This window comes from Streptomyces sp. NPDC001515 (genome assembly GCF_053597115.1).
On sequence record NZ_JBSFHN010000009.1, the window covers coordinates 130,038 to 142,179 of the forward strand.

General features: G+C 73.9%; 9 protein-coding genes. 1 reads left to right on the forward strand and 8 read right to left on the reverse strand.

Annotated elements, in window-relative coordinates; all coding sequences use genetic code 11:
- Positions 1-272 precede the first annotated feature (272 nt).
- The 7 genes from ACWCXC_RS12580 to ACWCXC_RS12610 all read right to left on the reverse strand — a co-directional run bounded on the left by ACWCXC_RS12580 (position 273) and on the right by ACWCXC_RS12610 (position 8,315).
- Complete coding sequence (locus ACWCXC_RS12580; protein WP_450680658.1) at positions 273-1,256, reverse strand: ABC transporter substrate-binding protein; 984 nt, start codon at positions 1,254-1,256, stop codon at positions 273-275.
- Positions 1,257-1,411: 155 nt separating this feature from the next.
- Complete coding sequence (locus ACWCXC_RS12585) at positions 1,412-1,771, reverse strand: hypothetical protein (protein WP_450680593.1); 360 nt, start codon at positions 1,769-1,771, stop codon at positions 1,412-1,414.
- Positions 1,768-2,406 (reverse strand): GNAT family N-acetyltransferase, encoded by a 639-nt coding sequence (locus ACWCXC_RS12590; protein ID WP_450680592.1) that lies wholly within the window; start codon positions 2,404-2,406, stop codon positions 1,768-1,770. Before ACWCXC_RS12590 ends, ACWCXC_RS12585 begins: the two co-directional genes overlap by 4 nt.
- An 82-nt stretch (positions 2,407-2,488) precedes the next feature.
- Positions 2,489-3,655 carry an acyl-CoA dehydrogenase family protein gene (locus tag ACWCXC_RS12595; RefSeq protein ID WP_450888511.1) on the reverse strand — a complete coding sequence of 389 codons (1,167 nt, stop codon included), beginning with the start codon at positions 3,653-3,655 and terminating at the stop codon, positions 2,489-2,491.
- Between the two features lie 7 nt (positions 3,656-3,662).
- Entirely contained in the window at positions 3,663-4,622 is a 960-nt protein-coding gene (locus tag ACWCXC_RS12600; RefSeq protein ID WP_450680590.1) for a hydroxymethylglutaryl-CoA lyase, read from the reverse strand.
- A complete protein-coding gene (locus ACWCXC_RS12605; RefSeq protein WP_450888624.1) occupies positions 4,619-6,694 on the reverse strand; it encodes an ATP-binding protein in 2,076 nt (691 codons plus the stop codon). Before ACWCXC_RS12605 ends, ACWCXC_RS12600 begins: the two co-directional genes overlap by 4 nt.
- 13 nt (positions 6,695-6,707) lie before the next feature.
- Positions 6,708-8,315, reverse strand: a complete 1,608-nt coding sequence (locus ACWCXC_RS12610; RefSeq protein WP_450680589.1) for a carboxyl transferase domain-containing protein — start codon at positions 8,313-8,315, stop codon at positions 6,708-6,710.
- A 131-nt stretch (positions 8,316-8,446) separates the two neighbouring features.
- Here ACWCXC_RS12610 and ACWCXC_RS12615 point away from each other — a divergent pair, with 131 nt between their 5' ends.
- Positions 8,447-9,106: an SACE_7040 family transcriptional regulator gene (locus tag ACWCXC_RS12615; RefSeq protein ID WP_450680588.1), complete on the forward strand. Its 660-nt coding sequence runs from the start codon at positions 8,447-8,449 to the stop codon at positions 9,104-9,106.
- 63 nt (positions 9,107-9,169) lie between these two features.
- On the opposite strand, the gene ACWCXC_RS12620 is transcribed toward ACWCXC_RS12615, so the two are convergent.
- Positions 9,170-12,130 carry an acyltransferase family protein gene (locus tag ACWCXC_RS12620; protein WP_450888514.1) on the reverse strand — a complete coding sequence of 987 codons (2,961 nt, stop codon included), beginning with the start codon at positions 12,128-12,130 and terminating at the stop codon, positions 9,170-9,172.
- Positions 12,131-12,142 lie beyond the last annotated feature (12 nt).

Consider the following 12,142-nt stretch of genomic DNA (forward strand, 5'->3'; position numbering starts at 1 on the left):
GGGGCGGGGGGGGCCCAGCTCCGCGGTAGCCCCCTGCGGGTGGGGGGCGGGGGGGCTCGGCGGGTCCCCGGCCGCCCCTCGGGCTGTCCGGACCCCGACGCGTCATCCCGCGCGGAGGTGCGTCGGGCGGCCATGTTCACGGGGCCCGGACGCGGCCGGTCCGGGGTGCCCGGCGGCCGGTTCCGTCGCCGGGCCGGCCGTCGCGCACCCCGGACATCAACCGGAGGGTATGGTTCCGGACTTCGGTGTGCGGAGACCGGGGCGCCGGCGGCTCAGGCGACCTTCTTGGCGTCCTCGATGGCCTTGGCCAGGTCCTCCAGGATCGGCGCGCACTTGTCGTAGCTGTAGATCGGCTCGGTGGTACGGGGCACGACCTGGCCGGCCTTGACGGCGGGCAGCTGGGCCCAGGTCGGCTTGGATGTCAGGGCCGAGGGCTGGAGGGCCGAGGAGCGGTTGTCCATCATGATCACGTCGGCCTGGTACGTGTCGACGTTCTCCCAGCTCAGCTCCTCGAAGAAACCGGCCGCGTTCACCTTGGGCTCGACGAACTTCACGCCCAGCTCCTGGAAGTACAGGGTGTCGGCGGAGGTCTTGGCGAGCGAGACGTAGAACAGGTCCTGGCTGGCCGAGCCGATCATGACCCGGATCTCCGGCCTGGCCTTCGCGGCGGCGCGCAGCCGGGCCGCGGCCTTCTCGAAGCGGGCCTTGGCCTCGGTGACCGCCGTGGCCTTCACGTCCGCGCCGAGCGAGGCGGCCAGGTCCTCGTGGCGCTGGATCGCCTGGGGGATCGTGGTCTGCGCGGCCCACAGGGCGACGCTCGGGGCGAGCTTGAGGATCTTGTCCTTGGACGCGTCCGGCACGTACCAGAGCGCGTCCTTCTCCCACATCGCCGTGACGAGGAGGTCCGGGCCGAGGGCGGCGTACTTCTCGACGTTGAACTCGCCCCAGACGTTGCCGAGGATCTCGACCTCGTTCACGTCGAGGTCGCCGGCCTGGACGTCGGCCTTGCCGTCCTTGGTCTTCGTCGGCCCGAACACGGCCTTGACCTCGACGCCGTAGTCGTGGAGGGCGGCGGCCACTCCGGTGAAGGCGACGATGTTCTTCGGGACGGACGCCGCCTCGGCGGTCTGCCCGCGGTCGTCCCGGAAGCTCCAGGGCCCGGCACCGGCGCTCTTCGACCCCCCGGACCCGGAGTCCTTCGCGTCGCCGTCACCGCAGGCCGCGAGCACGGCGCCCAGACCGACGGCGCCGCCCATGGCCAGCAGGCCGCGACGGGTGGGACGGGAGACTCGGGAAGTGCGCATGACGGAGTCCGCTTTCGTACGAGCCGGAGGGCCGGCCGTTGACACGTTTGAGGGAAGGTTAGCCTAACCTCATAACCGCTCCGTGTCGGGTGCCCCGGCCGGCCTCGTCACCAGACGATGACGCCCCCGCCCACGTCCAGCGCCCGCTCGGCCGCCGCCCTGATGTTGGCCAGCCGCTCGGCCACGTAGTCCTCGTGATACCCGGCGTGCGCGGCCAGCGCCGCCGTGTGCGGACGCAGCAGCTCGCACTCCGCCAGGAACTCCTCGACCTCCTCCGGCTCCACGCACAGATTCGTCTCCGCCAGCCGCGGCAGGAACCGCGCCCCGAGCGCCCGCGCCGGCTCCGCCCCCCAGAGCGTGGTGCGGCTGTTCTCGAACCCGGCGAGCGTGAGCCCGTGTTCGGGATCCTCCAGGAAATGGTCCTTGCCGCTGCGGCCGCGTACGTAGGTGTGGACGAGGAGGCTCATCCGAACAGCTCCCGGCACTCGTCGAGCCCTTCGACCGACACCTCGACCGCACGAGCCTCCTCCCAGCGCGCCCGGTCCAGTCGCAGCCGCTGGAGCGTGACGCGTCCGCCCCGCAGCGAGGCGGTCTCCAGCCCGTCGGGGACGTAGCCGAGGCGACGCGAGACGCCCAGCGAGCGGGGGTTGTCCGTCATCGCGGCGGAGACCGCCGAGTCCGCGCCCAGTCCGGCGAAGGCGAGGTGGAGGGCGGCGGCCCGCATCTCGGTGCCGATGCCCCGCCCCTGGTGGGCGAGGCCCAGCCAGGACCCGGTGCTCACCTCGCGGACCGTCCCGAAGTCCCGGGCCGTCACATCCTGCCGCCCCACCACCCGGCCCTCGTGCAGCACCGCGAGGCTCAGGGTCCAGTCGGCCTCCTGCCATCCGGCGATCGTCCCCAGCACGTGCTGGAACACCGCCCGCCGCCGCGCCTCGGGCGTCCCGTCCGTCCAGGGCACGGTGAACGGCATGACGTCCGGGGCGTGCACCCCGTCCGCCGCGACGGAGGCCAGATCGCTCAGCAACGCGTCGTCGGGGAGCCGCAGTTCGAGGCGGGGCGTGCGGATGCGGAGCCCGTACAGGGGCCAGGCGGGAGGCGTCATGGACCGACTCTGCCGAGGCGGGGCGGGGGTGTCGAACGAATTGCGGGCGCCGGGCGGCCCGTAGCCCGCCCGGCCCCGGGGATCAGGCCGGCAGGCCCAGTTCGCGGGCGATCAGCATGCGCTGGACCTCGCTGGTGCCCTCGCCGATTTCGAGGATCTTGGAGTCGCGCCACATGCGGGCGACCGGGTACTCGTTCATGAAGCCGTAGCCGCCGTGGATCTGGGTGGCGTCGCGGGCGTTGTCGACGGCGACGGTGGAGGAGTAGAGCTTGGCGATGGCGGCCTCCTTCTTGAAGGGCTCGTCCGCGAGGAGGCGGGAGGCGGCGTCGCGCCAGCCGATGCGGGCCATGTGGGCGCGCGTCTCCATGTCGGCGATCTTGAACTGGATGGCCTGGTTGGTGCCGATGGGGCGGCCGAAGGCGTGGCGTTCGGCGGCGTACTTGACGGACTCGTCCACGCAGCCCTGCGCCAGGCCCGTCGAGAGCGCCGCGATGGCGATGCGGCCCTCGTCGAGGATGCGGAGGAACTGGGCGTAGCCCCGGCCCTCCTCGCCCAGGAGGTTCTCCAGGGGGACGCGGACGTCGCTGAAGGAGAGCTCGCGGGTGTCGGAGGCGTTCCAGCCGACCTTGGAGTACGGGGCGGCGACGGTGAAGCCGGGGGTGCCGGAGGGGACGATGATGGAGGAGATGAGCGGGGCGCCGTTCTCCTTGCGGCCGGTGACCGCCGTGACCGTGACCAGCTCGGTGATGTCGGTGCCGGAGTTGGTGATGAAGCACTTGGAGCCGTTGATGACCCACTCGCCGGCGGCCTCGTCGCGCACGGCCGTGGTCCGGGTGCCGCCCGCGTCGGAGCCGCCGTCCGGTTCGGTCAGGCCGAACGCGCCCAGTGCCTCGCCCGAGCAGAGCTTCGGCAGCCACCGCCGCTTCTGCTCCTCCGTGCCGAAGCGGAACACCGGCATCGCGCCGAGCGAGACCCCGGCCTCCAGGGTGATCGCCACCGAGGAGTCGACCCGGGCCAGCTCCTCCAGGGCGATGCCGAGGGCGAGGTAGTCGCCGCCCATCCCGCCGTACTCCTCCGGGAACGGCAGCCCGAACAGGCCCATGCGTCCCATCTCCCGCACGATCTCGTACGGGAACTCATGGCGCTCGTAGAAGTCGCCGATCTTCGGCGCGACGACGTCGTGGGCGAACTCCTCGACGGTGCGTCGCAGTTCCTCGTGCTCGGCGGTCAGCCGGTGGTCCAGGGACATCGGTGGATCACTGCTCCTCGTGGGACAGGGCGCGGACGGTGCGGGACGGGCTGGGTCGGCCCAGGTGGCCGGCGAGCCACACGCTGGTGGCGGTGAGCTCGCCGAGATCGACGCCGGTCTCGATGCCGAGGCCGTCGAGCATCCAGACCAGGTCCTCGGTGGCGAGGTTTCCGGTCGCGCTCTTCGCGTACGGGCAGCCGCCGAGGCCGCCCGCGGAGGCGTCCACGGTGGACACCCCGTGCCGGAGCGCGGCGAGGGTGTTGGACAGGGCCTGGCCGTACGTGTCGTGGAAGTGCACCGCGAGGACGTCGGTGGGCACCCCCGCCGCGTTCAGCGCGGACAGCAGGGCGCGGACGTGCCCGGGGGTGGCCACGCCGATCGTGTCGCCCAGCGACAGCTCGTCACAGCCCAGGTCGCGCAGGGACCTGGCGACCCGGACGACCTGGGGGACCGGGACCGGGCCCTCCCACGGGTCGCCGAAGCACATCGAGAGGTATCCGCGCACCCGCACCCCGTCCGCCTTGGCCCGGTCCACGACCGGCTCGAACATGGCCAGGGACTCGTCGACCGTGCGGTTCAGATTGCGGGAGGCGAAGGTCTCCGTCGCGGAGCCGAACACGGCTATCGACCGGGCACCGAGGGCCAGCGCCCGGTCGAGCCCGCGCTCGTTGGGCACCAGGACCGGAAGTTCCACGTCGCCCACGTCCGCGATGTCCCCGAGCATGGGGAACAGCCGCTCGGCGTCCGCCAGTTGGGGCACCCACTTCGGGTGGACGAAGCTCGTCGCCTCGATCGTGGTCAGTCCGGCGACCGCGAGACGGCGGATGAACTCCGCCTTCACCTCGGTCGGCACGACCGCCTTCTCGTTCTGGAGCCCGTCGCGGGCGCCGACCTCGTGGATCCGGACCCGGGCGGGCAGGCCCGGCTCCGCCACGGTCATGGGCAGGGTGCGGCCGGTGTCCGTCATGCGTCCTCCCCGGCGGCGGCCGGGACCACGACCGCCAGTACCTGGTCCATGGCCACCGTGGTCCCGGCGGTCACATCGAGTTCGGTGACGGTGCCGGCGTGCGGCGCGGAGATGACGTGCTCCATCTTCATCGCCTCCACCACCAGCAGGCTCTGCCCGGCCGCGACCTCGTCCCCGACGGCCACCTTCACCACCGTCACCGTCCCGGGCATGGGCGCGGCGAGCGTGTCGGCGCCGGAGCGGGCGGCACCGGTCAGCGAGGCCTCCACCGGATCGTGGTCCCGTACGTGCCAGGTGTCGCCGTCCCGGCCCAGCCAGTGGCCCTCCGGGGACTGCGCGTACGCGAACACATGGGTGACCCCGGCCAGTTCCAGCGTGATGCGGCCGCCGTCGACGGACAGGGTCCTGGCCGTCTCCGCGCCCCCGGGCAGCGGCCCCAGCGGGCCGCAGGAGCCCGAGGCCGGGGCCGGCGGGGCGGCGCCCTCGCCGACATGGCCGAAGGTCAGCTCCGCGCCCGCCCCGCACGGCCGCAGCCCCACCTGGACGGGGTCGTGGCCCGGGATGTGGAAGGAGCGCACCGTGCGCGCCGGGACACCGCCCATCCGCCAGCCGTCACCGGCCGAGAAGGGGTCGGCCCAGACGCCCGGGGCCGGGGTCCGGCCGGGGTGCTGCCGCAGCAGCGCCGCCGCCGCGTACACCTCCTCCGGTACGCCGTCCGGGACCAGGCCGTCCACCTCGCGCTCCACCAGGCCGGTGTCCAGCTCGCCCGCCGCCACGGCCGGGTGGCCCAGCAGCCGGCGCAGGAAACCCGCGTTGGTGGGGACGCCGAGGACGACGGTGTCCGCGAGGGCCGTCCGCAGCCGGCGCAGCGCCGTGGCCCGGTCGGGGCCGTACGCGATCACCTTGGACAGCATCGGGTCGTAGAGGCTGCCGACCTCGCCGCCCTCACCGAGCCCGGAGTCCGTGCGCACCCCGTCGCCCTGCGGTTCGCGCAGCGCGAGGACCGTGCCGCCGGAGGGCAGGAAGCCGCGGGCCGGGTCCTCGGCGCAGATCCGCGCCTCGACGGCGTGACCGGTGAGGGTGATGTCGCTCTGGGCGTACGGCAGCGGCTCGCCCGACGCGACCCGCAGTTGCCACTCCACCAGGTCCAGGCCGGTGATCAGCTCGGTCACCGGGTGCTCGACCTGGAGGCGGGTGTTCATCTCCATGAAGTAGTACGAGGACGGGTCGTTGCCCGGGACGATGAACTCCACCGTGCCCGCGCCGACATAGCCGCAGGAGCGGGCCGCCTGGACGGCCGCCTCGCCCATCGCCGCCCGGGTCTCCTCGTCCAGCAGGACGGACGGCGCCTCCTCGATGATCTTCTGGTGGCGGCGCTGGAGCGAGCATTCGCGCTCGCCCAGGTGCACCACGGTGCCGTGGCCGTCGGCCAGGACCTGGATCTCGATGTGGCGCGGCCGGTCGATCCACCGCTCCACGAGCAGGGTGTCGTCGCCGAAGGAGGCCCGCGCCTCGCGCCGGGCCGCCGCGATCTCGTCCGCGAGCAGCGCCGCGTCCCGGACCAGGCGCATGCCCTTGCCGCCTCCGCCCGCCGAGGGCTTCAGCAGCACCGGGACGCCGATCTCCCTTGCTGCGGCGGCCAGTTGGGCGTCGGTCAGCCCGCCGCCGGTGGAGCCCGGCACCACCGGGACACCGGCCGAGGCCACCGTCTCCTTGGCCCGGATCTTGTCGCCCATCAGCGCGATGGCGTCGGCGGGCGGGCCGATGAAGGCCAGGCCCGCCTCCGCGCACGCCCGCGCGAACGCCGCGTTCTCCGCGAGGAAGCCGTAGCCCGGGTGGACCGCCTGCGCGCCGGTGCGCAGCGCCGCCTCCAGCAGCCGCTCCACGCTCAGATAGCTCTCGGCGGCCGGCGCGGGGCCGATCCGGACCGCCGTGTCGGCCTCCCGTACGTGCCGGGCGTCGGCGTCGGCGTCGCTGAAGACGGCGACCGAGCGCACCCCCAGCGTGCGCAGCGTCCGGATCACCCGGACCGCGATCTCGCCCCGGTTGGCGACGAGCACCGTGTCGAACATCGTCATCTCTGCCTCACATCCGGAAGACGCCGAAGCCGGCGTCGCCCAAGGGCGCGTTGGCGCACGCGGTCAGGGCGAGCCCCAGCACCTGCCGGGTCTCCAGCGGGTCGATCACCCCGTCGTCCCAGAGCCGGGCCGTGGCGTAGTACGCGTTGCCCTGGGTCTCGTACTGCTCGCGGATCGGGGCCTTGAAGGCCTCCTCGTCCTCGGCGCTCCAGTCGTCGCCGAGCTGGTCGCGCTTGACGGTGGCGAGGACGGAGGCGGCCTGCTCGCCGCCCATGACGGAGATCTTCGCGTTGGGCCACATCCACAGGAAGCGGGGGCTGTAGGCCCGGCCGCACATCGAGTAGTTGCCCGCCCCGTAGGAGCCGCCGACCACCACGGTCAGCTTCGGGACCCGGGCGCAGGCGACGGCGGTGACCATCTTGGCGCCGTGCTTGGCGATGCCGCCGGCCTCGTAGTCCCGGCCGACCATGAAGCCGGAGATGTTCTGGAGGAAGACCAGCGGAATGCCGCGCTGGTCGCACAGCTCGATGAAGTGCGCGCCCTTCTGGGCGGACTCGGAGAACAGGATGCCGTTGTTGGCGACGATGCCGACCGGGTGGCCGTGGATGTGCGCGAAGCCGGTGACCAGCGTCGTCCCGTACTCCGCCTTGAACTCGGCGAACCGCGAGCCGTCCACCACCCGGGCGATCACCTCGCGCACGTCGTAGGGCGTGCGCGAGTCGACGGGCACCGCCCCGTACAGCCCGGCGGGGTCCACCTTCGGCTCGTCCACCGGGCGCACGGACCACGGCAGCGCGCCCCGCTCCGGGAGCGTGGAGACGATGGTCCGCACGATGCGCAGCGCGTGCGCGTCGTCCTCCGCGAGGTGGTCGGTGACGCCCGACGTACGGGAGTGGACCTCGCCGCCGCCCAGCTCCTCGGCGGTGACGACCTCGCCCGTGGCGGCCTTCACCAGCGGCGGGCCGCCGAGGAAGATCGTGCCCTGGTTGCGGACGATGACGGCCTCGTCGCTCATGGCGGGCACGTACGCCCCGCCGGCCGTGCAGGACCCCAGCACCGCCGCGATCTGCGGGATGCCGGCCCCCGACATCCGGGCCTGGTTGTAGAAGATCCGCCCGAAGTGCTCGCGGTCGGGGAACACCTCGTCCTGCATCGGCAGGAAGGCGCCGCCCGAGTCCACCAGGTACAGACAGGGGAGCCGGTTCTCCAGCGCCACCTCCTGGGCCCGCAGGTGCTTCTTCACGGTCATCGGGTAGTACGTGCCGCCCTTGACGGTCGCGTCGTTGGCGACGATCACGCACTCCCGGCCGCTGACCCGGCCGATCCCGGCGATCACCCCGGCGGCCGGTGCCGCGCCCCCGTACAGTCCCTCGGCGGCCAGCGGGGCCAGCTCCAGGAAGGGGGAGCCCGGGTCGAGCAGGGTGTCCACCCGCTCCCGGGGCAGCAGCTTGCCGCGCGCCACATGCCGGGCGCGGGCCCTCTCACCCCCGCCGAGCCTGGCCGTGGCGAGCCGCCTGCGCAGCTCGTCGGCGAGCGCGTGGTGTCCCGCCTCGTTGGCCTGCCAGGCCTCCGAGGCGGGATCCGCCGCACTCGCCAGCACCGGTGCCTGCTGCATCCTGTCGAGCCCCCTTGCCCGTACCGCGATGTGACCGGCCCCGGCCGCGAGCGGCGGCCGAGGCTGTTAGTGAGCGTTAACGTCGTTCTCAGGTTAACGACCGCTAACGCGCCTGTCTAGAATGACTCGTCATGAGCACCCATGCCGCCGCCCGCGTCGCGGCCCCCACCCGCCGCGAGCAGATCCTCAGGGAAGCGGCCCGCCTCTTCGCCGAGCGGGGCTTCCACGGAGTCGGCGTCGACGAGATAGGCGCCGCCGTCGGCATCAGCGGCCCCGGCCTCTACCGGCACTTCCCCGGCAAGGACGCGATGCTCGCCGAACTGCTCGTCGGCATCAGCGAGCGGCTGCTGGCCGGCGGACGGCTCCGGGTCTCCGAGGACGCCTCGGGCGACAGGTCCCCCGAGGCGCTGCTGGACGCGCTCATCGAGGGCCACATCGACTTCGCCCTCGACGACCGCCCCCTGATCACCCTGCACGACCGCGAGCTGGACCGCCTGCGGGACACCGACCGCAAGCGGGTCCGCCGGCTCCAGCGCGAGTACGTCGAGGTGTGGGTGGCCGCCGTCCGCGACCTCTACCCGGACCTCGCGGAGAACGAGGCGCGCGCGGCCGTCCACGCCGTGTTCGGCCTGCTCAACTCGACCCCGCACCTCGGACGCCCCGGCGCCCTGCCCGGCCGCGCCGCCACCGCCGCCCTGCTGCACCGCCTGGCCCGGGGCGCCTTCGCCGCGGCGGCGGAGCCGGGGACGCGACAGGACCCGTCCGGCGCAACGGAGCCGGACGGGTCCTGAGGGACTGCGGGCGGCGGCCTCCGGGAGGACACCGCGACCACGGGTCCGGGACACCCCCCGGTGTCAGCGGCCGGCGGCCTCCCGTGTGGACACCGCGACCCGGTCCACCCGCATCGCGTGCCCGCCCTCCGTGGCCGGTCCCGGGCCCGCGCCGTCGGCGGCCGGCAGCGCGCCGCCGATCGCCACGTTCAGGATCAGGAACTGCCCGCGCTTCAGCGCCCGGTCCCAGGTCGCCGCGTCCATGGCGGACGCCTTCACCCGGTGGTACACCCGCCCGTCCAGATACCAGCGCAGCTCCTCGGCGCCGGGCGCGGTGTCCAGCTCTACGGCGTACGTGTGGAACGCGCCCCGGCAGCCCGGGCACGCCTGCCGGGGCGAGGAGAGCCCCATCGGCTCCCGGCAGGGGCCGCCGTCGGACGTACCGCAGTGCAGGGTGCCGAAGACGGCGTCCCGGCCGTTGACCGACTCCATGACGTCGATCTCGCCGGTGCCGGGCCAGCCGGTGTAGCCGTCGCGCAGGCCGGCGCCCAGCGTCCAGAAGGCCGGCCAGTAGCCGCCGGCCGCCGCGCCCGTCACGTCCGGCAGGGCGATCGACGCCTCGATCCGCAGCACACCGCCGGGCGGGGGAGCGAAGTCGGAACGCCTCGACTCGATCCGGCCCGAATACCACCGTCCGTCACGGAGCGTCGGCACGATCTCCAGCGCTCCCCGGCCGTCCAGCCGGACGTTCTCCGTCGAGTCCGTCATCGTCTCGATCTCCCCGGTGCCCCACTGGGCGGCCGGGCAGCCGGGATAGCAGGTGCCCCGGTCGTACAGCCAGCGGGAGGCGGCGGGGCGGGCGCCCGCCGGGCCGTCGAACTCCTCGCGCAGCAGCTCCGTCCAGCCGCCCCGGCCCGGAGCGCCGGGCCCCGCGAGCAGCCGTTCGATCCTCGGGGCGAGGACCACGGCCGCCACATCGGTGAGATGGGCGTCGTCCCGGTAGAGCAGGATCCGGTCCAGGACCGCCGGGCAGACCGGCCCGGTGGCCGGGCAGAGCACCGCGTTCACCCCGACGGCCCGCACCCCCGGCAGTGTGCCGGCCGCCGCCCTTTCCGCCAGCGGATCGGCCCACCGGGCCTTCGCGCGGTCGAAGGCGCAGGCCCCCGGATCGTCGAGATGGCCCGAGACGCACGCGGGGACGTCCGTGCCCGGCACCGGGGTGTCCTCGATGTACACGATCGGCACCCCGAGCGCCCGCAGCGGCTTCAGCGTCTTCTCCCACGCCGTGAGCAGCAGGCGCCGGTCGTCCGTGTAGCGGTTGAGCGAGGAGATCACGATCATGCGGGGCTTCGGACCCTTGGCCAGCCGGGCCAGGCTGTCCGCCCGCCAGGTGTCGCACTCGTGGTACGTACGACCCAACTGCGGGTTCACCACGGTCAGCTCGGGCAGCGGGCAGCCCTGCTTGACCAGCTCCTGGAGCGCCCAGCCGCGCTTCGCCGCGAAGCTGAGGACGGGGGAGAACCACTGGCCGGCGTGCGAGTCGCCGAGCAGGACGATCCGGTCGGGGCTGTCCACCGCGCCGAACAGGCAGGGCGGGCTGCTCGTCACCGGCGGCGCCACCTCGCACGCCCCGTCCGGCGGGAAGCTCTTCCGCGCCTGGACCGGGCTCGGCACCACCGGGGAGTCCTTCGGCGGGGGCCCGGTCAGCAGCGAGGGCCCCTCGGCCGCGCCGAGCGGGAGCCCCTTCACGTCGACCGGCGCGGACGGGCCCAGCAGCCGCAGGGTCGTCGTGCCCACGACGAGCGCGAGAACCACCGGCACGACGACCGCGAACACGCCCAGCGACAGCCCCCTGCGCGGGAGTTCGGTGACCGTGCGGCTGTAGCGCAGGGGGCGTTCCACCCAGCGCATGGTCGCCAGCGCGGGCAGCACCGAGGCCAGGGTCAGGGCCACCCTGGCCGGCCACTCCAGGGTGCCGAAGCGGGCCTCGGCGAGCACGAGGACCGGCCAGTGCCAGAGGTACAGCGTGTAGGAGAGCCGGCCGACCGCGCGGGGCGCGCGCAGTCCCAGCACCCGCCCGACCCCGTAGCGGGCCTGTTCACGCGGGTGTCGGCCGGGTATCCCGGCCAGCACGACCGCGGCCGTGGCCAGGGTCGGGACGAGTGCCGCGCAGCCGGGGTACGGCGTGCCGGAGTCGTACCGCAGCACACACCACACCAGGGCCGCCGCGCCCGCCCAGCCGCCCAGCAGCCGCAGGGCCCGGGGCCCGCGCAGCAGATGCCACGGGAGCAGCGCCAGCAGCGCGCCGACGCCGAACTGCCAGACGCGCGACGGGGTTCCGAGGTACGCCAGGGAGACGGAGTCGTCCGTCCAGCGCAGCGAGAGGGCGAAGGAGGCGAGCGTCAGCACGGCGGTGACGGCGACGGCCACCGGTCGCAGGGCGCGTCCCCGGCGCGCGGCGCGGGCGGCGAGGACCGCGAGCGCGGCGAGCAGCGGGGCCCAGACGAGGTAGAACTGCTCCTCCACGGCCAGCGACCAGAAGTGCAGCAGCGGGCTCTCGTCCTGCCCGGCGGCCAGATAGTCCGTCCGCTGCTGTACGAAGCGCCAGTTGGCGACCGAGAGCGCCGCCGCGACGACGTCGTTCTCCAGCGCGGTGCGGCGCAGCGGTACGGTCAGCCAGGCCCCGGCCGCCGCGACGGCGACCAGCACCACGGAGGCCGAGGGCAGCAGCCGGCGGGCCCGGCGGGAGAAGAACTCGCCGAGCCGGATCCGGCCGGTGGTGACGGCCTCACGGACCAGCAGACCGGTGATCAGATAGCCGGAGACGACCAGGAAGACGTCCACGCCGACGAAGCCGCCGGCCAGGCCCGGTACGGAGGCGTGGAAGGCGAGGACCGCGAGGACGGCGAAGGCGCGCAGTCCCTCGATGTCGGGGCGGAAGGCGGACCTGCGGGTACCCGTGGCACCGGGTCCGGGTCCGCCGGAGGGCGGTCGGACGGCGGTGCTGCCTGCGGTCGGGCGACCGGAGGGGGCGAGGGTGGGCATGAGAACGGTGAC

Bases quoted from the DNA above. Each gene is read 5' to 3' on its own strand.
- ACWCXC_RS12580 (WP_450680658.1), bottom strand. From the start codon at position 1,256: ATGGGCGGCGCCGTCGGTCTGGGCGCCGTGCTCGCGGCCTGCGGTGAC.
- ACWCXC_RS12585 (WP_450680593.1), bottom strand. From the start codon at position 1,771: ATGAGCCTCCTCGTCCACACCTACGTACGCGGCCGCAGCGGCAAGGAC.
- ACWCXC_RS12590 (WP_450680592.1), bottom strand. From the start codon at position 2,406: ATGACGCCTCCCGCCTGGCCCCTGTACGGGCTCCGCATCCGCACGCCC.
- ACWCXC_RS12595 (WP_450888511.1), bottom strand. From the start codon at position 3,655: ATGTCCCTGGACCACCGGCTGACCGCCGAGCACGAGGAACTGCGACGC.
- ACWCXC_RS12600 (WP_450680590.1), bottom strand. From the start codon at position 4,622: ATGACGGACACCGGCCGCACCCTGCCCATGACCGTGGCGGAGCCGGGC.
- ACWCXC_RS12605 (WP_450888624.1), bottom strand. From the start codon at position 6,694: ATGTTCGACACGGTGCTCGTCGCCAACCGGGGCGAGATCGCGGTCCGG.
- ACWCXC_RS12610 (WP_450680589.1), bottom strand. From the start codon at position 8,315: ATGCAGCAGGCACCGGTGCTGGCGAGTGCGGCGGATCCCGCCTCGGAG.
- ACWCXC_RS12615 (WP_450680588.1), top strand. From the start codon at position 8,447: ATGAGCACCCATGCCGCCGCCCGCGTCGCGGCCCCCACCCGCCGCGAG.
- ACWCXC_RS12620 (WP_450888514.1), bottom strand. From the start codon at position 12,130: ATGCCCACCCTCGCCCCCTCCGGTCGCCCGACCGCAGGCAGCACCGCC.